We start from the raw sequence: 21,188 nt of genomic DNA on the forward strand, positions 1-21,188 counted from the left end.
CTCGTGGGTGGAGCGTGGGTGGATCAGGGCGTGAAGACGCCTTCCGGCGTCTCGAGCTGCACGGGACCGCCGTCGTCCGACAGGGTGATCACGCGATCCCCGAAGCGGATCCGGTGGTCGACGATCGGCAGCTCCCGGGGCGTCTCGCCGTGCCGGCCGGCGCGCCAGGAACCCCGGCGCCCGTACCACCACACCGTGCCGTCCGCGTCCTCGACGTAGTAGTCGGTGGTGTAGTCGTCGCCGAGCTCCCAGGTGACGGCGGAAGCATTGACCCCGTCGATCGCATAGGTCTCGTCCACGGGGATGAGCACCAGCTCGCCGGCGGGTCCGTGGAAGGCCCGGGCGTCACCGGGGTCCAGCCCGAGCCACGAGCGCGGCGCGATGGGCTCGGCGACCGGCGCGTCGGAGGGCGACGAGCACCCCACGAGGGAGAGCAACAGGGCCACCAGCAGGAGCCTCACAGCATCGAGCCGATCAGCTCGTACGTCGGACCGTCGAAAGCCACCAGCCGCGCTTGCGCGACCGAGGTCGCCGCGGACCGGAAGACCTCGAGCGCACATGCGATGGCGTCGTCCTTGGGCCACCCGTAGACGCCAGCGGAGACCAGCGGGAAGGCGACCGAGGCGGCGCCGAGCTCGTCGGCCACCTCGAGCGCCCGCGCGTAGCAGGAGAGCAGCAGCGAGCGGTCCGTCTGACCGGCGTTGCGGTTGGGCCCGACGACGTGGATCACCCAGCGGGCGGGCATGCGGCCCGCGGTGGTCCAGCCGGCGTCACCGGTGGAGAGGCCGTCGGGAAACCGCGCGATGCAGTCCTCGAGGACGGCCGGCCCGCCGGCCCGGTGGATGGCGCCGTCCACCCCACCACCGCCACGCATGGCGCGGTTGGCGGCATTGACGACGGCGTCGACGTCCTGCGCGGTGATGTCGCCCTGGACGACGGTGATGTCCACGGCTCAAGTGTCGCGGATCAGCCGCAGGGTCGCACGCTCCAGGGCGGCCTGGCGCTCGTCGGGGTTGTCGAAGGTACGGCGGGTGGTGCGCGCGATGGTCCGGCCGTTCTCGTAGGCCTCGATCACCCGCGGGTCGACGTACGACGAGCGCGCCAGCGTCGGGGTGTTGCCGAGGAACGACGCGACCTCCTTCATGGCGCCGGAGACCGCGCGCTTGCGCGAGGCCGCCGTCTCCCCCGGCTCGGGCGTCTCGGCGAGCGCAGCGGCGGCGAGCACGGTGGCGTGCCACGTGCGGAAGTCCTTCGCGGTGGCCTCGAGCCCGGTGGAGGCGCGGACGTAGGTGTTGACGAGGTCGGGCAGCACGGCACGCCACGACCGGCCGTCCTTGTAGGAGAGCAGCCGCAGGTCCTGACCCCGCCGGCGGCGCATGATCTCGATCGCCTCGATGACGACGGCGTCGTCGATCTCGATCTCGTGCTCGACTCCGGACTTGCCGGTGAAGGCGAAGACGAGGCGGTCCTGACGTCGCTTCACGTGCCGTCGCTCGAGCGTGGTCAGGCCGAAGCTGCCGTTCTCGTCGGCATACACGTCGTTGCCGATCCGGAAGTACCCGAGGTCCAGGAGCCGGACCGACGCCGCGCACGCCCGCTCGAGCGGCATGCCCTCGCGCCCCAGGTCGGTGAGCACCAGCTCACGCGCCCGGGCCAGCGCCTTGCCGAACTCCAGCATCCGGTCGAACTTCTCGGCGTCGCGCCGGGTCCGCCAATCGGGGTGGTAGAGGTACTGCCGGCGCCCGGCCTCGTCGGTGCCGACGGCCTGCAGGTGCCCGTTGGCGTACGGCGTCACCCACACGTCGACCCACGCCGGGGGGATGACGAGGTCGCGCACCCGCTGCGCGTCGTCGGCAGGCAGCCGGTTGCCCGCCTCGTCGAGGTAGACGAACCCCTTGCCCGCCCGGCGCCGGGTCCAGCCCGGCTGGTCGGGAGACGTCCTACGAAGCCGAACCATGCCGGGTCAGTAGCCGCACGGCGCCCGCGGCAAACCCGACGACGACCACCCCGCCGAGCAGCCACGGCCACAGCGGCGCGGCCCCGTCGTCGTCCTGGTCGAGCGTGAGCGTCGAGGAGTAGGCACCACCGGTGGGCGACGGGGACGGCGGCGGCGCCAACGCCTGCTCGACGGCCCGCGGCAGGCGCACCCGGAGCACGTCGGAGAACTGTCCCTCGGTGCCGACGAAGACCGCGCCGTCGCCGTCGACGGCGATGCCCTCCCCCTGCCTCTGCTTCGGCAGCGTGAAGGAGCCGACCTCCTCGTGACCGGGGAACGTGTAGACCGTGGCGCCTGCGTAGTCACGCACGACGTAGTGCCGCCCGTCCGGGAAGAAGGAACCGTCGGTCGCGAAGGCCAGGCTGTCGGCGACCGGCCGCAACCGGTTCGGGTGGGTGGTCGAGAGGTGCCGCGGCGCGGCGTACACGGTGCCGCCGAAGAGGTTCTTCGACACCACGAAGAGCTGGCCCGTCCGCGGGTTCGCCATCAGCGTCTCGGCGTCGCGGCCTCCCCCGGGGTAGACGAGCTCGTAGCGCTCCGGGTCGACGTGCTGGTCCTCGCGCCCGACCGGGACCTTCAAGACGTCCACCGAGTCCCGGGACCCGCCGTTGTCGCCGATGTCGCCGACCCACACCGATCCGGAGCCCGCCGGCGCCAACGCCTCGTCGTCGACGGGGTCGCCGTCCCACGACGTCACGCCGACGGTGGCGCCGGAGCGGTCGACGACGAACACCCGGCCGGAGTCACCGGAGTCGTTCACGGTCACGAAGAGGTCGTCGACGACCACGAGCGCGCTGGACTCGACGATCGCCGGGTCGCGGTAGGAGAACTCGACGGCGGCGTGCGGTCCGGGCGCCCCGGCGAGCGTGCCGACCGCAAACGGCACCACGGCGACCAGGCCGACGATCCGGTCGAGCACGATCAGGCGTCGAGCAGCTGGGCGAGCCGAGGTGAGATGCCCCAGGTGTCGACGAGGTCGTCGTACTCCTTGCGCACCGAGCCGCCCTTGACCTTGCCGCCGGTCAGCACCGCACGCAGCATCGTGTTGCGCGGGGTGTGCTGGCTCTCGACGAACTGCACGACGTCGACGCGGTAGCCCTGCTGCCGCATCAGCGAGGCCCGCAGGCCGTCGGTCAGGGTGTCGGCCAGCCGCTCGCGGAGGATGCCGTGCCGGGTGAGCATGGCGTACGGCGCGGGGGTCGGCGACCGGCGCAGCTGGGCGGCGATGTCGTGGTGGCAGCAGGGCGCGGCCAGCACCAGCTGGGCTCCCCAGGCGACGGCCTGGGCGAGGGCCTCGTCGGTCGCGGTGTCACAGGCGTGCAGCGCGAGGACCACCTCGGGGGCGGGGTCCAGGGACACCCCGCCGATGGTGCCGACGACGAACTCGGCGCTCACCCCGAGCTCGGCCGCCACCGACGCGTTGTGCTCGCGCGACTGCTCCTTCACGTCGACCCCGGTGAGCTGCACGTGCAGCCCGCGGACGCCGGAGAGATAGCGCTGCGCGGCGAAGGTGAGGTAGGCGTTGCCGCAGCCGAGGTCGGCGATCCGCAGCGGCTCCTCGGCCGTGGGCCTGCGCAGGTGGCCCTTGTCGAGTGCGTCGGTGATCGACGAGTCGAGCAGCCGGAGGAACTCCTCGACCTGGCGGTACTTCGCCTGCCGGCTCGGCTTCAGCCGTCCCTCGGCGTCCGTGAGCCCCAGCGCGGCGAACACCGGGTCGGACTCGGGCAGCAGCCGGGCCTTGTCGCGGTCGTGGCCGCGCTCGACCTCGACCTCGGTGGCGCGGTCGGTCGTGTGCACGACCGCCTCCAGCTTCTTGGTCACCCGCACCTGGTGGCTCTGCGTGGTGGTGTCGACGTGCCAGTTGCCGAACGGCTCGTCGAGCAGCGCGTCGACAGCGTCGCGCGCCGCACTCGACCCATCAGAGGGGGCGACCGCGTGGTTCTCGGTGTGCGCCTGCGTCTGGTCGTACGACGTGATCTGCAGGTGCCGGCCGGCCTTGAGGTCGACGTACCGCATCTCGACGCGCTTCCACGTCGGGACCTCGCCCTTCTGGCGCCCCGAGCCGACCGCCTTCACGAGGACGTCGGGGTCGAGGATGAGGCCGCGCATCCGGTTCAGCGCGCGGAGCAGGGGCTCGTTCATCTCCCGACCACCGCGGCGATCACGACCACGAGCAGGAGCGCCACCAGCGCGACGGGGATGACGAGACGGCGATGGCGGGGATTCACCGCTCCACTTTAGATGCGAGGAGTTCCGCGAGGTGCATCGTCGGGGTCTCGGTGAGGTCGGCGAGCTGCACCCGGCAGGACATCCCGTCGGCGAGCACGACCGCGCCCGGGTTGGCGCGCACGGCGGGCAGCAGGTGCGTCTCGGCGACGGCGACGGACACCTCGTAGTGCCCCTTCTCCATGCCGAAGTTGCCGGCCAGGCCGCAGCAGCCCGCGACCTGCGTGACGGTCGCGCCGGCCTTCTCCAGCAGCCGCTTGTCGGCTGCCCAGCCGACGATCGCGGACTGGTGGCAGTGCGGCTGCGCGACGACCTCGACCCCCGCGAGCGAGGGCAGCTCCACGTCGAGCCGCTCGAGCAGCTCGGCGAACGACAGCACGTCGAGGTTCGCCCCGGTGAGCTCGGCCGCATCGCTGCGCAGCGTCGCGAGGCACGACGGCTCCAGGCCGACGACCGGCACGCCCGACTCGATGTACGGCGTCAGCGTGGCCACCGTGCGCTCCATGATCGAGCGCGCCTGGTCGAGCTGCCCCGTGGTGATCCACGTCAGGCCGCAGCACGCGTCGTCGGCGATCACCCGCGCCGTGACGCCCACCGACTCGAGGAAGCGCATCGCCGCCAGCGCGTTGGCCGGGAAGAAGTGGTCGGTGAACGAGTCGGCCCAGATCCACACGTCCGGCACGACGTCCGGGACGCCCGTCGTCCGACGGAGCGTGCGCGGCGCGAAGGCCGGGATGGAGCGCCGCTGGTCGATGCCCGCCGTGGCCTTCGCGAGCCGGGCGACCGGGCCGAGCCTCATCATCCGGTTGGCGACCGGCGCCATCGGAGCGGCCAGCGCGGCCCACTTCGGGAGCTGGCCGAGCAGCCGGTGGCTGCGGGGTCGACGCGCGGTGGCGTCGGGCCCGTCGTACTTCTGGTAGAGCGCCTCGGCCTTGTAGGTCGCCATGTCCACGCCCGTGGGGCAGTCCGACGCGCAGCCCTTGCAGGCCAGGCAGAGATCGAGCGCCTCGGAGACGGCCGGGTCGCCGAGACCCCCGACGAGCGACCCGTCGAGGGCCTCCTGCAGGGTCCGCGCGCGGCCCCGGGTCGAGTCCTTCTCGTCGCGGGTGGCGAGGTAGGACGGGCACATCACGCCGTTCGTGGTCGGCGCGACGCACTTGCCGACGCCGGTGCAGCGGTGCACGGCGTTGCCGAGCGAGCCGCCGTCGTGGACCAGCTTGAGCGCGGTGCGCACCTGCTGCCGGGGGCGGGTCGGCCGGAGGTCGGCGTCGAACGGCACCGGGTCGACGATGTTGCCGGGGTTGAGGAGGTTGGCGGGGTCGCAGATCGCCTTGACCGCGCCGAACAGCCGGATCGACTCCTCGTCGTACATCACCGACAGCAGCTCCGACCGGGCCCGCCCGTCACCGTGCTCTCCCGACAGCGAGCCGCCGTGCTCGCGCAGCTTGTGTGCGCACGCGGTGAGGAAGTCACGGAAGACCTGACCGCCGTCGGGCTCGGCGAACGGGAAGTCGATCCGCACGTGCACGCAGCCGTCCCCGAAGTGGCCGTACGGCACCCCGTCGAGGTCGTGCTCCCGCAGGAGCTCGTCGAAGTCGCGCAGCCAGGCGCCGAGCCGCTCGGGCGGCACGGCCGCGTCCTCCCAGCCGGAGTACGCCGGGCGCGACAGGCTGCGCGCGGCCAGGCCGGCGCCGTCCTCGCGGATCCGCCACAGCGCGGCCGCCTCGCGCTCGTCGGTGACGATCCGGTGGCCGAGTGCACCCGCCTCGGAGACCACCCGGGCCAGCAGCGACGCAGCGTCCGCACCGGCCAGCTCGACGAACAGCCAGCCGGCGCCGCGGGGCAGCTCCGGCACGGCGTTGCCCTTGGCCCGGACCAGGTCGACGATCCGGGCGTCGAGCCCCTCGCAGGCGATCATCCGGCCGTCGGTCGCGGCAAGCAGGGTCGGCACGGCGTCGGCGGCCTCGATCATCGAGGGGTAGCCGAGCACGACCAGCCGGCGGTCCGCCTCGTCCTCGACCAGCCGGACGGTCGCGCCGAGGACGACGCCGAGCGTGCCCTCCGAGCCGACCAGGAAGCGGTCCAGGCTCCGGCCCTTCTCGGGCAGCAGGTGCTCGAGCGAGTAGCCGCTGACCTGGCGGGAGAAGCGCCCGAACGTCGTCCGGAGGTGCCCCAGGTGCTGGTCGGCGAGGGCGGCCAGCTGCGCCTCGACGTCGGTCGCGCCGGGCCCGTGCGCCACGTCGAGTGCCACCACGTTGTCGACGGTGCGGCCGTAGCCGAGCGCTCGCGAGCCGCAGGCGTTGTTGCCGATCATCCCGCCGATCGTGCAGCGGGTGTGCGTCGAGGGGTCCGGCCCGAAGCGCAGCCCGTACGGCGCGGCCGCGCGCTGGAGGTCGGCGTGGACGACGCCGGGCTGGACGACGGCGGTGCGCGCCTCGGCGTCGATCGAGACGACGTGGTTGAGGTGCTTGAGGGTGTCGACGACGATGCCGGTGCCGACCGCGTTGCCCGCGATCGACGTGCCCGCGCCGCGCATCGTGACCGGCGCACCGGTCTCGCAGGACGCGTCGAGGACGGCGAGCAGCTCGTCGGGGTGCCGCGGCCGGACCACCACCTGCGGGACGACGCGGTAGAGGGAGGCGTCCGACGAGTACAGCGCCCGGGTCAGCGTGGAGTCGTCGACGTCCGAGATGCCCCGCCGGCGCAGCGCTGCCACCAGTGGGCGGGACGTGTCCGACACGTCACCAGTGTTCCATCGACGCACGGAAGACCGACGCGAGGTCCTCCTCCGTGGGACTGCGCGGCGCCGTCGCGAGCAGCCGCTGCTGCTTCAGGGCGCCGTCGACGAGGTCCCCCACGTCGGCGTCGCCGTAGCCGACCTCGGCCAGGCCGTTCGGGATCCCGACGTCGCGCATCAGCTGCGCCAGCACGGTCGGCAGCACGTCGGGGCCGTCGCCGGACGCCGACGGGTCCAGCAGCCGGGCCGCGTGCAGGTGTCGTTCGGGGGCCGCCTCGAACGTGAACCGGAACGCCTCCGGCGCGGTCAGCGAGACGGCCATCCCGTGCGGGACGATGGGTTCTCGTGCCGGATAGCCCTCCGGACGGTAGTCGCGGACCCGGCCGGCGATCGGGTAGGCGTTGGCGTGCGGGATGTGCACGCCGGCGTTGCCGAAGCCGAGCCCGGCGAACGTCGCGGCCATCGCCATCTGCTCGCGCGCGACCCCGTCCGAGCCGTCCCGGACCGCCGCGCGGAAGGCGCCGGCGAGCAGCGACATCGCCTTCTCCGACCACATGTCGGCGATCGGGTTGGCGCCGCAGTAGGGCACCCGCTGCTCGGGCTGCTTCGCGTCGAAGTCGGCGTACCAGCGCGCCGTGTAGCTCTCCAGCGCGTGGCAGAGGATGTCCATCCCGGACGCCGCGGTGACCATCGCCGGCTGCGATGCGGTGAGCACGGGATCGACGATCGCCAGGATCGGACGCAGCCGCGGGTGGCTGATCCCGGTCTTGACCTTCAGCGCGAGCACGTCGAGGACGCAGATGGTGGTGCTCTCCGCGCCGGTGCCGGTGGTCGTCGGGATCGCGACGAGCGGCAGCAGGGGCTGTGTCGGGGCCTGCGCCCTGCCGACCGGCGCGTTGATGTAGTCCATCAGCTCGCCCGGGTTGGTGGTCAGCAGGTTGACGGCCTTGGCGGTGTCGATCGACGACCCACCTCCGACGGCCAGGATCGCGTCGAACGGGCCGGCGTCGCGGGCGAACGCGACGGCCTCCGCCATCGACTCGTCGGTCGGCTCGACCCGCGCTCCGTCGTACGTCGTGACGTGCAGGCCCCGAGCCGAGACCTGCTCGGCGATCCGCGCCGGATGACCGGTGGCGGCGACGCCGGCGTCGGTGACCAGCAGCACCCGCCGGGCGCCGAGGTTCAGCAGGTCGTACCCGACCTCGGCGGAGGCGCCGGCCCCGAACTTGAGCGCGGGCGCGGCGTAGGTGAAGACGGTCTCACTCATTCGGCCAACATAACCGCCCCGCTGGCCCGTACGATTCTCCCAGCGAAGAGGGGGGCTTCCATGCGGTACGCGCGCTGGATCGCGCTGGCTGCAGCAGTCGTGCTGCTGTCCGGCGGGGCGATCTATGCCCAGAAGCGCTCGCCCCTGGCCTCCGGCAGCGAGGTCGACACCGGCGCGGCGCACCCCGTGGTCGACGGCAACCGGATCGTCGATGCCCGCAGCGGCCGCGAGTTCGTGCCGCGCGGGGTCAACTGGAGCAGCTTCGAGTACGCCTGCGCCCAGGGCTGGGGCACCTCCGCGCTCGACACCATGGTGGCCCGCGACCCGTACGGCTCGGAAGCGGCGATGATCGCCGACTGGGGCGCGAACACCGTGCGCCTGCCACTCAACCAGGACTGCTGGCTCGGCACCCGCGGCGCCCCGGTGAGCGACCAGTACGACGAACGCACCGTCGAGACCTACCGCGACGACGTCCACTCGTTCGTCACGGCCCTGAACCGGGCCGGCATGGTGGTCATCCTCGACCTCCACAGCCGCAAGCGGATCGGCCAGCCGGAGTTCGGCAACCTGGCGATGCCCGACGGCGAGTCGCTCGCCTTCTGGACCTCGGTCGCCTCGGCGTACGAGGACAACCCGTCGGTGATGTTCGACGCCTTCAACGAGCCGTACTCGCGCTACAACTCCAGCGGCACCCGCTACCTCTTCGACCTGACGTGGAAGTGCTGGCGCGACGGCGGCTGCGAGGCGCCCGTCGAGGACGACCAGACGGCATCGGTCGGCCGGGTCACCTACCCGGTCATCGGCATGGACGCGGTCGTCGGCGCGATCCGCGGCGCCGGCGCGACGCAGCCGATCCTGCTCGGTGGCCTCGACTACGCCAACGACCTCCGCCACTGGCTCGAGTTCGCGCCCGACGACGACCAGCTCATCGCGTCGTTCCACTCCTACGACTTCAAGGAGTGCAACGACGCGACCTGCTGGAACGACGTGCTCGGGGAGATCGCCGACAGCGTGCCGGTGCTCGCCTCCGAGCTCGGCGCCCAGAAGCCCGGCGACGGGTACGTCGACACCTTCCTCGCCTGGGCCGACCAGCACCACGAGGGCGCGCTCTTCTGGGTCTGGGCCGACCACCCGGGCGACCCGATGGCGCTGGTCGCCGACGACCGGGGCACGCCCACGGCGTACGGCCTGAGAGCCCGCAAGTGGCTCTCCGGGCATCTTCCGGCGGCCGGCTGACCGTCCTCGGCGGCCGTTGCAAATCCACATCCGCCCCACACGTGGGCAACAGCCGGGCTACACGAAATCAACAACTTGGCGCCCTGGACCAGACCGGATCCACAACTGGGGAAGAGTGCCCGTCTTTTACCAGATCACGGGCCATCATTGGGTGAACGGCACACACCGGTGCCTGAGCAGGGGGGATGCGTCATGTCGGTGCAGGCGAGTACGTCGCGTCCGGCAACGAAGTCGATCGGCGCCGCAGTCGTCGACCTGGTCCTGACGCTGGTGATCTTGGTGGTCACCTTCCTCGCCTTCCTCATCGCCCCGTTGCTCGCGCTCGGGGTCGCCTACCTCTGCTACGCCGCGATGCGACCGCGTGCGAAGAAGCGGACCGGCTCCGCGCCCCGCGCCGGCGCGACTGACACGGCCGCCCACGGCTTCGGAGCAGGGACTTCATGACTGCCATCCAGACCCGCCACAACCCGCGGCTGACCGACGGTGTCGACCAGGACCTGCGCCACCTGATCCCCGAGGGCATCTGCCGCACGTTCCGGGTGATGCCCTACGCCTCCGTCGACGGCACCGTCCTGGTCGCCGCGGCCGACGCCGACGACACCATCACCGCCCACGTCGTGGCCGAGCGGATCGACCGCCCGGTGCTGCTCGTGCGCCACACGGTCAACGAGATCGTCGCCGCCATCGACTCGGTCTACCCGCCGCAGGAGACCGAGGTCGAGACGCCCGAGGGCCGCCGGTCCCGGATGCAGATGGCCCAGATGCTCACCCGCAGCGGTCTGATCACCGACGACCAGCTGCAGCGCGCGATGCTCGAGTACTCCCGCACGGGCGACCCGCTCGGCGACATCCTGGTCTCGCACGAGGCGATCTCCGAGGACGTCCTCGTCGCGGCCCTCTCCGAGATGTACCAGATGCAGCGCGTCGGTCTCGCGGAGTTCACCCCGGACATCGAGGTCGCCCGGCGGCTGCCCGAGCCGCTGGCCCAGGCCTTCCAGACGGTGCCGGTCGCGGCGACCGAGGACCTGGTCCTGCTCGCCGTCGCCCGCCCGCTCGACGCCGAGCAGTCGGCGCAGATCGAGGAGGCGCTCGGCTCGCCGTTCCGCCAGCTCCTGGCCAACCGCACCGAGCTCGACCAGCTGATCCAGCGGGTCCACAGCCGCCACTACGCCGAGGTGTCGACCCGGCTGCTGATGGAGACCCGCCCCGAGGAGTCCGCACACGTCGTCGTCTCGGGCGGGCAGAAGGCCGCCCTGGTCATCGCGTCGATCTTCGTCGTCGTCTGCTGTGTGATCTGGCCGATGCCGACGCTGATCGGCCTGGTCGCGGCCTGCAGCGTGCTCTACCTCGTCGTCTCGTTCTACAAGTTCCGCCTCACCCTGCGTGCTCTCGGCACCCACCTCGAGACCGACGTCACCGACGAGGAGATCGCCTCCCTCGACGAGCGGCACCTGCCCGTGTACACGATCCTGGTGCCGCTCTACAAGGAAGCCGGCATCGTGCCGCGCCTGGTCCGCGACATCAACGCGCTGGACTACCCGCGGACCCGCCTCGACGTGAAGCTGCTCTGCGAGGAGGACGACGAGGAGACGGTCGCCAAGATCCGCTCGATGGACCTGCCGCCGCACTTCCACCTCGTGGTCGTGCCGGACAGCCAGCCCAAGACCAAGCCGAAGGCCTGCAACTACGGCCTCCAGCTCGCCTCGGGCGCCTTCTGCGTCATCTTCGACGCCGAGGACCGGCCCGACCCCGACCAGCTGAAGAAGGCCGTCATCGCCTTCAGCCGGGTCGCCAACAACGTGGTCTGCGTCCAGGCGAAGCTCAACCACTTCAACCAGGACCAGAACATGCTCACGGCCTGGTTCGCCAACGAGTACTCCATGCACTTCGAGCTCGTGCTGCCCGCCATGGGCGCGGCCGAGTCGCCGATCCCGTTGGGCGGCACGTCCAACCACTTCGTCACCTCGAAGCTCCGCGACCTCGGCGCCTGGGACCCGTTCAACGTGACCGAGGACGCCGACCTCGGCATCCGCCTCCACCGCGAGGGCTACCGGACGGCGATGATCGACTCGACCACGCTCGAGGAGGCCAACTCCCAGGTCCCGAACTGGATCCGCCAGCGCAGCCGCTGGAACAAGGGCTACATCCAGACCTGGCTGGTGCACATGCGGCACCCGTTCACGCTGCTCTCGCAGACCGGCATCAACGGCTTCATGAGCTTCAACCTGACGATGGGCAGCGCGTTCGTGCTGCTGCTCAACCCGATCTTCTGGGGCCTGACGACGCTCTACGTGCTGACCCAGGCGGGCTTCATCCAGCAGCTGTTCCCGGGCATCATCTTCTACGCCGCGAGCTTCCTGCTCTTCGTCGGCAACTTCGTGTTCGTCTACCTGAGCGTCGCCGGCAGCCTCCAACGCGGCGAGTTCGGGCTCACCCGGACGGCGCTCCTGTCCCCGCTCTACTGGGGCCTGATGAGCATGGCCGCCTGGAAGGGCTTCATCCAGCTCTTCACGAACCCCTTCTACTGGGAGAAGACCGAACACGGTCTCGACCACGGTGACTCATGACCACCACCACCGTCCTCCACACGAAGGACCGTCTGAGCGGCATCGTCCAGTCCGTCGGCCGACGCCCGAGTGACGTCCCGCGCCGCCCGTGGGAGACCCTCGGGGTCTTCTTGTTCTTCGTCGTCGCCTACAGCTGGTTCGGCTACTGGCTGGTCGTCGACAAGCACGTCGTCGGCTTCGAGACGCTCGACCGGCTGAACCGTGCCCTCATGGTCTGGCACAACGACCCGGCCAAGCTGTCCGCGATCGGGTTCGACTACCCGCCGCTGGCCACCCTGCTGATCACCCCACTGGCGATCCTCCGCGGCCCGGTGACCTCCATGGCCGTGGTGCCGGTGGCGTCCGCGATCTTCGCCGCCATCACGATGGTCGCGTTCAACACCATGATGCGCCGGGCGTTGATCGCCGCGCCGCTCCGCTTCGGCCTGCTGCTCGCCCTCGGGGCGAACCCGCTCGTGCTGCTCTACGCGTCGACCGGCACCCGCCACTTCGTGTGGATCGCCTTCGTGATCACCGGGCTCGGTGCGCTCTTCGCCTGGTACATCACCGCCGACGTGCGCTTCGTGATGCTCGGCGGCATCGCCTACTCCGTCGCCGCGCTGTCCGGCTACACGAGCCTGACCTTCTTCGTGCTCAGCGCCATCATGGTCGGCGCGATCCTGGCCCGCCTCGGCGCCGACGGCACCGAGGTCGAGGGCACCGTGGTCGGGTTCGCCGCACCCACGGTCTACGTGATCGCCCTGTGGACCGTCTTCAACCTGGTCCTGCTGCTGCGCCCGTTCGCGTGGATCACCCGCAGCAGTGACGCCGCCGCGTCCGGGGGCCTCGACCAGTTCTCCGCCGTCGAGCTGCTCCGCGGCACCGGCGAGCTGGTCCTGTACGGCGCACCGATCGCGATCATCGTGCTGCCGGCGCTGCTCTTCTCCGGCATCGCGCGGAGCAACCCGTTCGCGCTGTGGCTCGGCGTCCTCCTGGGTGCCGCGATCCTGACGCCGGCGATGGCGGTCGCGTTCCGGCTGACCGACTCGCCGATGTTGATGCGCAACGCGCTGCCGATCCTGCTGATCGCGATGATCGGCGCCGTCTGGTTGGCGCGATCTGCGGACGAGGGCAGCACGATCGTGGCCGCGTTGGTGATCGTCGGGCTTCTCCTGAGCATCCCGTGGACGCTCGAGGCGATGAAGACCTACCGCTACCAGAACCTCGAGGCGCCGTTCGCGGCCGCGGTGACGACCGGCGAGTCCCAGGAGGGCGCCGAGACCCTCAACCGGGAGAAGGTCGGCATCGTCTCCGAGCAGGCCATGGCGGAGTACATCGACAACAACGTGTCGCGCCCGAACTCCATCCTCACCGACAACGCCCAGACCTACGCCGTGATGATGCTGACCGGGCACCCGGAGTTCTTCTTCGACCGGATCGACAAGAGCGACGGCCCGTGGAAGGAAGCCGCACGCAACCCGGCCGAGAGCGTCGACTACCTGCTCATGTCGACCAGCGACAACGGCGACCTGCTCACCAAGCTCTACCCGGACGCCGCGGCGGGCTCCGACGCCCAGCTGCAGGTCGTCTACCGCACGCCGCGCTACGTCCTGGTCAGCGTGCCCTCCGGCTACCGTCCCGTGGGGACGACGCTCGACCAGGTCCAGGGGACGTCGTCGTGATCGGCGACCAGAAGCCGCGGATCACGCCGCCGCCCTCGGTCGACGACGTGCTCTCGTCGCTGACCGAGGAGTCCCGCATCGGCCAGGTCGACTTCAGCGTCGCACTGGCCCCGGACCCACCCTCGGCGGCGGCGAAGGACGACGTGCGCGCGAACCGCCCGGACAACGCCCGCGCACGCACCGCCACCACCCGCCGTACCTCCCACACCACCAGCGCGCCGGAGCCCGCGCCGGCCCCCGTGGTCGAGGAGCCGGTCGAGGCCGAGGTCGTCGCGGAGGAGCCCGTCGTCGAGGAGCCCGTCGAGGACGTGGTCATCGGCGAGGTCGTCGAGGAGCCCGTCGCGGCGGAGCCCGTCGTCGAGGCGGAGCCCGCCCCGGCACCCGCGAAGCCGAAGAAGGTGCGGCTGCCCAAGGTCACCAAGGCGTCCGCAGCCGCCGTCGAGCCGGAGCCCGACCCCGAGCCCGAGCCCGAGCCCGAGCCGGAGCCCGAGGCCCGCGTCGTCGCCGAGCCCGAGCCGGCACCCGCCCCGGTCGAGGCCGTGGTGGTGGCGACCCCTGACCCGGTCCCCGCTCCCGGCCCCGCTCCCGCTCCGGCACCCGTCCCTGCCGCCGCGCCGAAGCTCGACGTCGCCCGCGAGGTCGAGCAGATCGCCGACGGGGTGATCGCCCGGATGCACGCCGCCGAGGAGGCCACCCTGCGCCACCTCGAGGCGATGCAGACCGAGGCCACCCGCCGCTACGAGCTGGTCACCGCCCAGGCCGAGCTGGACGCGGAGCTGATCCGCCTGCAGTCGCGCCGCGAGGCGCACGCGATCGTCACCGCGGCGCGGATGCGCGCGGGCGAGATCGACGACCCCCACGACGATCCCGGCGACACCGGTCACCGGCTCGCCGTCTTCGGTGACGCGGTCTCCCGTGTCGCCGACTCCACCGAGTCCCTGCTGGCCACCCGCCGGCGGACTCCCGAACACCCGTCGGGGTCGTGAAGGTCATGTCCACCACTCGTCTGCGCCGGTCCCAGTGCCTGGCGGTCCTCGTCACCGCGTCTGCCGTGCTGCTCGCCGGTTGCGGCGGGGGCGACGGTGGGAGCGGGCGCTCCCCGGACGCCGTCGTCACCGTCAACCCGGACACCGCAGCCACCACGATCCCGGTGCCCGAGCGGCGCTTCTTCAACGACAGCTCACCGTGGAACAAGCGGATCGACACCGCCCGGGTCGACCCCCAGTCGAACCGGATGATCGAGCTCGCCCACGAGCGCGTCGGCGTCGTCGAGCTGCCCGGCAGCGGTAACCCGACGATCACGCGCAACATGGTCGACGAGGGCCTCTACATCAACACCACCCGGTGGACCGTCCCGGTCGTGGCCGGCGGCCGGCCGACCTCGCTGGTCTGCCGTCAGCTCGTCTGCGGCGACGGCGCCGACACCACGGTGCTCAACATCCCCGACGACGTCGACCCGGACCCGCGCTACGACGGCTGGTACACCGTCTTCGACACCTCGGCGTCGGTCGCCTACGACCTGTGGCGCGCGCGCCGCGAGGACGACGACACGATCTCCTACAACTACATGCGCAAGTGGGACCTCAACGGTCCCGGGTTCAGCGACCTCTACCGCGAGGGCGCCCGGGGATCCGGGCTCCCGCTCTTCGCCGGCCTGATCCGCCCCGGCGAGCTCGAGTCGGGCGAGATCCAGCACGCGCTGGCCATCAGCCTGCCCGGCCCGGCGGCGGGCGTGTTCGTGCAGCCTGCGTCGTCCACCGACGGCACCGGCCGCTCCGGCTCGATCCCCGAGGGTGCGCGGATCCGCCTCAAGCGCGACGTCATCCTGCCGGCGCCGGTCGACCCGCGCACCGGCAGGAAGATCAAGCTCACCAAGCAGCAGCAGCGCCTGGCCGACGCGATCGTGGCCTGCCTGCGCACCTACGGCGCCATCGTCGTCGACCGGGCCGCGGTCCCGACCCTCTACGCCCAGCGCGACGTCACCGACGGCCTGATCCAGGGCAACGAGCTCCAGGGCCTCCGTCTCGACGACTTCGAGGTCATGCCCCTCGGCCAGAAGCACCGCTACCCCCCGGAGACCGACGACATCACGGTCGACCCGAGCGCGAGCCCGACGGCCTCGCCGTCCAGCTCGCCCGACGCCGGGGAGGCGCAGTGAACACCCGACGCACCAGCCTGATCGGGGCGGTGGTGACCGCCACGGTCGCGCTCAGCCTGCTCAGTGCCTGCTCCGACCCGTCCCAGGAGGCAACCGACTCGGTCAGCCAGGGCCAGGCCGACCAGTACCGCCAGGAGGTCGCCGACCAGAAGGAGATCGACAAGGCGAACGCCAACCTGCCGACACGCCCCGCGGGCGTGGTCGACGTCGACGGCTCGACCGACGGCTCGCTGACCCCGACGGAGGCGGTGCTGTACGGCGGCACCTCCAACGCGGCGCAGATCAACGTCGGCAACAACGGCGAGGACCAGGCCTTCCAGGAGCTCTGCGCCGGCCGGATCGACCTGGTCGACTCCGCGCGACCGATCAGCCGGGCCGAGTGGGAGGCCTGCCAGGCGGTCGGCCTCGACGTCGTCCAGTTCCAGGTCGCCGCCGAGGCGATCGTGCTCGCGATCAAGTCCGAGACCGACGTCGGCGGCGACTGCCTGCGTGTCGACCAGGTGCGCGACATCTACCGCGCCGGTTCGCCCGTCACCAACTGGAGCCAGGTCGGCATGGACGACGTGCCGCTCAAGGTCGGCGGCCCGAACATCGACGCCAACGGCTTCGGCTTCTTCGGCCGCTACGTCCTCGGTGCTCCCGAGCCGTCCCAGGTCGACCTGCGCTCCGACTACTTCCAGGCCGGGACCGACGAGCTCGCCCGCCAGTTCGTGGTCGGCACGCGCCGCCTCGAGCTCCGCTCCGCCCGGTTCGAGGACGTGACCCGGCGTCGTACGCAGGCCAACCAGGCGCTCCAGGACGCCCGTACCGAGATGCAGGCCGCGCGCCAGGAGCTGGCGACGGCGCTGGCCGAGCGCGCGAAGGGCATCCGCGACCAGCGGAGCCCGGCCGACAAGGCCAAGGACCAGCGGCGCGTCGACAAGGCGTTCGACCGCCGCGCCGCCGCCCGCACCCGGCTGAACGCCGTCGAGCTCCGCTACAAGAGGGTCGACGAGCTCTACCGCAACACCGACGGCGCCCGTCGCCTCTACGAGGCCTACCGCGGTCACGTCGCCTACTTCCGCTTCAGCTACTACGAGCTGTTCGAGGACCAGCTGCGCCCGTTCGAGATCACCACCACCGACGGCCAGATGAACTGCATCTTCCCGAGCCAGCGCACGATCACCAGCGGTGAATACCCGCTGGCCCGCCAGCTGCTGATCACCACGACCACCCGCTCGCTGGCACGGGCCGAGGTCCGGGACTTCATGAGCCACTACCTCGCCAACGCGCAGGAGGCCGCCGCCAACGCGCGCCTCGTCGCGCTGCCGGCCGAGACCGTGGCCCTCGAGCAGTCCTGGCTCAGCGGCGAGCAGGCACCGCTGCTCTACGCCCCCGACGACGACGTGACCGCGCCGGCCGAGCCGGTGGCGAGCGAGAAGCCTGCCCGATGACATCGCGGTCCGCCCGGGTCCTGGCGCTCGTCGTGCCCCTGCTGCTCGCCCTCGCGGCGGTCGGCGTGGCTCCGACGTACGCCGGCGGGCAGGCCGCGAAGAGGTCCGTCCAGCAGTCGAAGCGGATCGTCGTGAAGTGGGAGGGCTACCAGAAGTACCCGAAGTACCAGAAGGTCGCGGACCTGCCCGGGATCGGCCAGATCGAGCTGATGTGCCGACCCAACAACACGATGCTCCGGATCCGCGCCAACGACCGGCGGGCCGAGACGCAGATGTGGATGGCGAAGTACGAGACGAAGGACGGGACCGACCGGATCGCGGTCAAGAACGTCCGCATCTACACCTACGCCACGGCCGCCGACGACGGCACCGGCGGCACCGGTCCCCAGGCCCACGAGGGCCTCAACCAGGGCGCCCACGGCATCGAGGACTACGCCAAGGGCTCGGCGTACGGCGTGATCAGCCAGCGCCCGGGCCGCAACCAGCCCGGCGGCGGCGCGCTCACGGTGCCCGCGGCGGCCTACAAGCTGACCTGGTACTGGGAGCGGATGGCCTATCCCGGCAGCCAGTACTGCAAGATGACGCTCGCGCTGAAGACCGACACCGACCAGCAGTTCGGGCTGAACTGGCACGGCAGCGACGAGGCCGCGACGACCTCGACCAGCAGCACCTCGATCCCGGGGCTGGGCGACGCGCTGGTGACCTGCGAGACCGGGCGCAACGGTGAGCGGAGCGTGGCCCTGCGCCCGCCGGCGTACGACCCGGGCGCCGACCCGGACGGCAGCGCCGAGCCCTACATGGACTACGAGTACAACCAGGGCGAGGGCCGGACCACGGACCCGGACCACATCTCGCGCTACTACGACCTCGACGTCGACCCGGTGACCGGCCTGATCGGTCCCGTGGACCTGCCGCGCAACGGGATGATGCGGCTGTGGTTCGCGCCGCAGGGCACCGACGGCCCCAAGATCGGCTACGTGCTCTCGTCCTACATGGTCACGAACAACGACGCCAAGCCCTACCTCAACACCTGCGAGGTCGCGGCCGCGCGACTCCCGTAGCCGGTCGTCAGCGGCCCAGGGCCTGGCGGACCACGTCGAGCACCGGCCGAGCACCGGACTCGACCTCCGCGATCGGCACCCACGCCACCGCGTCGGTGGTGCCGTCGACCTCGGCCAGGTGGGGCTCGGCGCCGTCGGCCAGGGTCACGTCGTACACCAGGCTGACCGCGTGGAAGTCCTCGTAGCGACCCGACGGCGCCGTCCCGCTGAAATGCTCGTCGTGGGCGGTGACCAGCTCGCCGACCGTGCAGTCGACCCCGCACTCCTCCCGGACCTCGCGGATGACGGTCGCCCGCGGCGGTTCGCCGTGGTCGACGCCGCCGCCGGGCAGCGTCCACGACCCGGTGTGGAAGCCGCGGGCCGAGATGCGCACCAGGAGCACGCTGTCGTCGCGGACGGCGAGCGCGTAGGCGCCCAGGCGTTGGTGGCGGAACGGCTGGTGGTCGGCGATCGCCTCGAGCACCAGCGGCACCACCGGGACGCCGCCGTCGACGACGTCCTGGACCGTCAGCCAGGCCGCCTCCATCGTGGAGCCGTCGACCTCGAGCACCCGGGGCTCGGGCGCGTCCACCGGCACCCACCCGTCGTACACGATCCGCAACGCGTGGGCGTCGACCCGGCGTCCGTCGCGCCACACGCCCGGCAGGTGCGCCGAGTAGACGCGCGCGGTCTCACCGACGACCGCGTCCAGCCCGGTCTCCTCGCGGATCTCGCGGACCACGGCGTCGCGGGGGTCCTCGCCGTGGTCGAGGCCGCCACCCGGGAGCGTCCAGAGCTCCTCGGACGTCACCGTCGGGGCGAGCCGGCTGAGCAGGATCCGCCCGTCGCGCAGGATCACGGCGTACGCCGCGACCCGCTGGCGCTTCGGGAGCCCCCCGGCCATCAGCTGAACGGCGGACGGTTGTCGAGGGCGAGCGAGCGCCGGCCTGCCCAGCGCCACACCCGCGCGGCGCGGTCGCGGTCCTCGTCGGTGACCAGGTTGCCCATCCACCGCAGGGCGAGCGTCATCAGCCAGTCGGACCGCATGCCGGCCGGGCCGAGCGCGGGCAGCAGCCGCGGCACGGTCACCAGGCCGGCCAGCCGCCGCGCGATCGAGAAGCCCTCGCCGTAGTGGTCGCGCAGCAGCGCGGGCCACACCTGGGCGAGGTCGTCCCCCTCGGCCAGCACCTCCGCCACCAGCCGGCCGGTCTCGAGGCCGTAGTCGATGCCCTCCCCGTTGAGCGGGTTCACGCAGGCCGCCGCGTCACCGATCAGCGCCCAGTTGGGCCCGGCGACGTGCGACACCGCACCGCCCATCGGCAGCAGCGCCGAGGTGGGCATCCGCAGCTCACCGGACAGCTTGAACTCCTCGCGGCGCTGCTCGGCGTAGAACGCCATCAGCGGCTTGATCGCCACGTTCGCGGGTCGCTTCGAGGTGGCGAGGGTGCCGACGCCGATGTTCACCTCACCGGTGCCGAGCGGGAAGATCCACCCGTAGCCGGACAGGACCGGTCCCTTGCCGTCGGGGCCGCCCTCGCCGCGCAGCTCGAGGTGCGAGCTGATCCACGGGTCGTCGGACATCTCCGAGGCGATGTAGGAGCGGCCGGCCACGCCGTACACCGTGTCGCGGTGCCACTCCCGACCGAGCACCTTGCCGAGCGGCGAGCGCACCCCGTCGGCCACCACGAGCCGCTTGCACGCGATCTCCACGGGTCCGGCCTCGGTCTTGAAGACCACCGCGCCGACCCGGTCGCCCTCGCGCCGTACGTCCACCGCCCGGGCACCGTCGACGGCCACCGCTCCGGCCTTGATCGCCGTCGTGCGCAGGTGGTCGTCGAGCTCGGTGCGGGCGACGGCGGAGCCCCAGTCGGGCAGCGAGCCGCCGGGCCACGGCAGCAGCAGCGTCTGGCCGAACCCGTGGGCGCGCAGCCCCTGGTTGACGGTGTGGGCGCGCAGCCAGTCCTCGAGCCCGAGTCGCTGCATCTCGCCGATCGCGCGGGGGGTCAGGCCGTCACCGCAGGTCTTGTCGCGCGGGAACACCGCGGCGTCGGCCAGGACGACGTCCAGCCCGGCGCGCGCCGCCCACGCAGCAGCCGCCGACCCCGCGGGGCCGGCGCCCACGACGAGGACGTCGGTCTGCGCGGGGATGCTCACCCCGCGATTCTCTCAGGCGGCGGCACGCGGCCGTGAATCAGGCACCCAGGGCCGGTCAGGGCCGACGGAGGGCCCGGTGCGAGAGCAGGTGGACGGCGTGGTTGCGACAGCCCGTGGTGCGGTGCTCGACGAACTGCGAGCGCGTCTCGTCGGGCAGGTAGACCCGGAAGCCGTCGACCTCCGCCGGGCGGCACCGGTGCGGGCCGTACGCGCCCGCGACCACCTCCACGACCGGGCTCACCACGCGCTGACCGGGCCGCACCACCAGCTCGCGCACCCGGCTCCTCGTCCGGTCGGCCGGGGCACCGATCTGGGTGCCGTCCCCGCCGCCGACGTACGACAGCCCGCCGTACCCACCCGTGCGGCAGGCGTGGTCCGAGGTGTTCCTCAGCACGATCCGCCCGTACCGGTGGCTCATCGCGGCGTCCCGGGCGTGGTACGACGCGGTCAGCTCCGCGTTGGTGCACTCCCCCACCGCCCGGTCCCGCCCGTCGGCGGTCGCCGGCACGGCCACCAGCACCCCCGCCACGACCAGGCCGGTGGCCACGCACCCGAGCAGCGCTTGAACGATCCTCATCGGAACCCTCCTCATCCGGCCGTGTCTCGGCCCAGCAGTGAGACGCACCCACTCGACGCCACGTTGCACCCGACCCCTGAGATCTCGCTGAGAGTCCAGACCACCCCCGGTGGTGGAGGAAGGCGCGCCTTCGGTT

18 protein-coding genes are annotated in these 21,188 nt (G+C 71.9%); 8 read left to right on the forward strand and 10 right to left on the reverse strand.

Annotation, left to right across the window (positions count from 1 at the left end; translation table 11 throughout):
- Positions 1–23: 23 nt before the first annotated feature.
- From PD653B2_RS17410 to PD653B2_RS17440, 7 genes are all read right to left on the reverse strand, one after another.
- Positions 24–461 (reverse strand): hypothetical protein, encoded by a 438-nt coding sequence (locus tag PD653B2_RS17410; protein ID WP_085873657.1) that lies wholly within the window; start codon positions 459–461, stop codon positions 24–26.
- Positions 458–949, reverse strand: coding sequence for a macro domain-containing protein (locus tag PD653B2_RS17415; protein WP_207559497.1), 492 nt, complete (start codon positions 947–949; stop codon positions 458–460). The genes PD653B2_RS17410 and PD653B2_RS17415 overlap by 4 nt, the downstream gene beginning before the upstream one ends.
- A gap of 3 nt (positions 950–952) precedes the next feature.
- Positions 953–1,957 (reverse strand): DNA topoisomerase IB, encoded by a 1,005-nt coding sequence (locus PD653B2_RS17420; protein ID WP_085873658.1) that lies wholly within the window; start codon positions 1,955–1,957, stop codon positions 953–955.
- The gene (locus PD653B2_RS17425) at positions 1,941–2,915 is read right to left on the reverse strand and encodes a hypothetical protein (RefSeq protein WP_085873659.1); all 975 of its coding nucleotides are present in this window, start codon (positions 2,913–2,915) and stop codon (positions 1,941–1,943) included. Before PD653B2_RS17425 ends, PD653B2_RS17420 begins: the two co-directional genes overlap by 17 nt.
- 2 nt (positions 2,916–2,917) lie before the next feature.
- Entirely contained in the window at positions 2,918–4,138 is a 1,221-nt protein-coding gene (locus PD653B2_RS17430) for a class I SAM-dependent methyltransferase (protein ID WP_085873660.1), read from the reverse strand.
- Positions 4,139–4,220: 82 nt separating this feature from the next.
- Complete coding sequence (locus tag PD653B2_RS17435; RefSeq protein ID WP_085873661.1) at positions 4,221–6,962, reverse strand: FAD-binding and (Fe-S)-binding domain-containing protein; 2,742 nt, start codon at positions 6,960–6,962, stop codon at positions 4,221–4,223.
- 1 nt (position 6,963) lies between these two features.
- Positions 6,964–8,226, reverse strand: a complete 1,263-nt coding sequence (locus PD653B2_RS17440; protein ID WP_085873662.1) for a hydroxyacid-oxoacid transhydrogenase — start codon at positions 8,224–8,226, stop codon at positions 6,964–6,966.
- A gap of 60 nt (positions 8,227–8,286) precedes the next feature.
- Between PD653B2_RS17440 and PD653B2_RS17445 the strand changes: the two genes are divergently transcribed.
- The 8 genes from PD653B2_RS17445 to PD653B2_RS17485 all read left to right on the forward strand — a co-directional run bounded on the left by PD653B2_RS17445 (position 8,287) and on the right by PD653B2_RS17485 (position 18,342).
- Positions 8,287–9,462 carry a cellulase family glycosylhydrolase gene (locus tag PD653B2_RS17445; protein WP_085873663.1) on the forward strand — a complete coding sequence of 392 codons (1,176 nt, stop codon included), beginning with the start codon at positions 8,287–8,289 and terminating at the stop codon, positions 9,460–9,462.
- A gap of 192 nt (positions 9,463–9,654) precedes the next feature.
- Complete coding sequence (locus PD653B2_RS17450) at positions 9,655–9,906, forward strand: hypothetical protein (RefSeq protein WP_085873664.1); 252 nt, start codon at positions 9,655–9,657, stop codon at positions 9,904–9,906.
- Positions 9,903–12,029 (forward strand): glycosyltransferase, encoded by a 2,127-nt coding sequence (locus tag PD653B2_RS17455; protein ID WP_085873665.1) that lies wholly within the window; start codon positions 9,903–9,905, stop codon positions 12,027–12,029. Before PD653B2_RS17450 ends, PD653B2_RS17455 begins: the two co-directional genes overlap by 4 nt.
- The gene (locus PD653B2_RS17465; protein WP_089504004.1) at positions 12,026–13,690 is read left to right on the forward strand and encodes a hypothetical protein; all 1,665 of its coding nucleotides are present in this window, start codon (positions 12,026–12,028) and stop codon (positions 13,688–13,690) included. Before PD653B2_RS17455 ends, PD653B2_RS17465 begins: the two co-directional genes overlap by 4 nt.
- Positions 13,687–14,676 carry a hypothetical protein gene (locus tag PD653B2_RS17470; RefSeq protein WP_085873668.1) on the forward strand — a complete coding sequence of 330 codons (990 nt, stop codon included), beginning with the start codon at positions 13,687–13,689 and terminating at the stop codon, positions 14,674–14,676. Before PD653B2_RS17465 ends, PD653B2_RS17470 begins: the two co-directional genes overlap by 4 nt.
- 5 nt (positions 14,677–14,681) lie before the next feature.
- Positions 14,682–15,848 (forward strand): hypothetical protein, encoded by a 1,167-nt coding sequence (locus PD653B2_RS25105; protein ID WP_165763522.1) that lies wholly within the window; start codon positions 14,682–14,684, stop codon positions 15,846–15,848.
- On the forward strand, positions 15,845–17,281 hold the full coding sequence (locus tag PD653B2_RS25110) for a substrate-binding domain-containing protein (protein WP_085873670.1): 1,437 nt from the start codon (positions 15,845–15,847) through the stop codon (positions 17,279–17,281). Before PD653B2_RS25105 ends, PD653B2_RS25110 begins: the two co-directional genes overlap by 4 nt.
- Positions 17,278–18,342, forward strand: a complete 1,065-nt coding sequence (locus tag PD653B2_RS17485; RefSeq protein ID WP_085873671.1) for a hypothetical protein — start codon at positions 17,278–17,280, stop codon at positions 18,340–18,342. The genes PD653B2_RS25110 and PD653B2_RS17485 overlap by 4 nt, the downstream gene beginning before the upstream one ends.
- 7 nt (positions 18,343–18,349) lie before the next feature.
- Here PD653B2_RS17485 and PD653B2_RS17490 read toward each other — a convergent pair whose 3' ends face one another.
- The 3 genes from PD653B2_RS17490 to PD653B2_RS17500 are packed head-to-tail and all read right to left on the reverse strand — an operon-like array spanning position 18,350 to position 21,052.
- A complete protein-coding gene (locus PD653B2_RS17490; protein ID WP_085873672.1) occupies positions 18,350–19,225 on the reverse strand; it encodes an NUDIX hydrolase in 876 nt (291 codons plus the stop codon).
- Positions 19,225–20,475 (reverse strand): geranylgeranyl reductase family protein, encoded by a 1,251-nt coding sequence (locus tag PD653B2_RS17495; protein WP_085873673.1) that lies wholly within the window; start codon positions 20,473–20,475, stop codon positions 19,225–19,227. The genes PD653B2_RS17490 and PD653B2_RS17495 overlap by 1 nt, the downstream gene beginning before the upstream one ends.
- 55 nt (positions 20,476–20,530) lie before the next feature.
- Positions 20,531–21,052, reverse strand: a complete 522-nt coding sequence (locus PD653B2_RS17500; protein WP_165763523.1) for a DUF4232 domain-containing protein — start codon at positions 21,050–21,052, stop codon at positions 20,531–20,533.
- Positions 21,053–21,188 lie beyond the last annotated feature (136 nt).

The organism is Nocardioides sp. PD653-B2 (assembly GCF_002117935.1).
In the GTDB taxonomy this organism is placed as follows: Bacteria; Actinomycetota; Actinomycetes; order Propionibacteriales; family Nocardioidaceae; genus Nocardioides.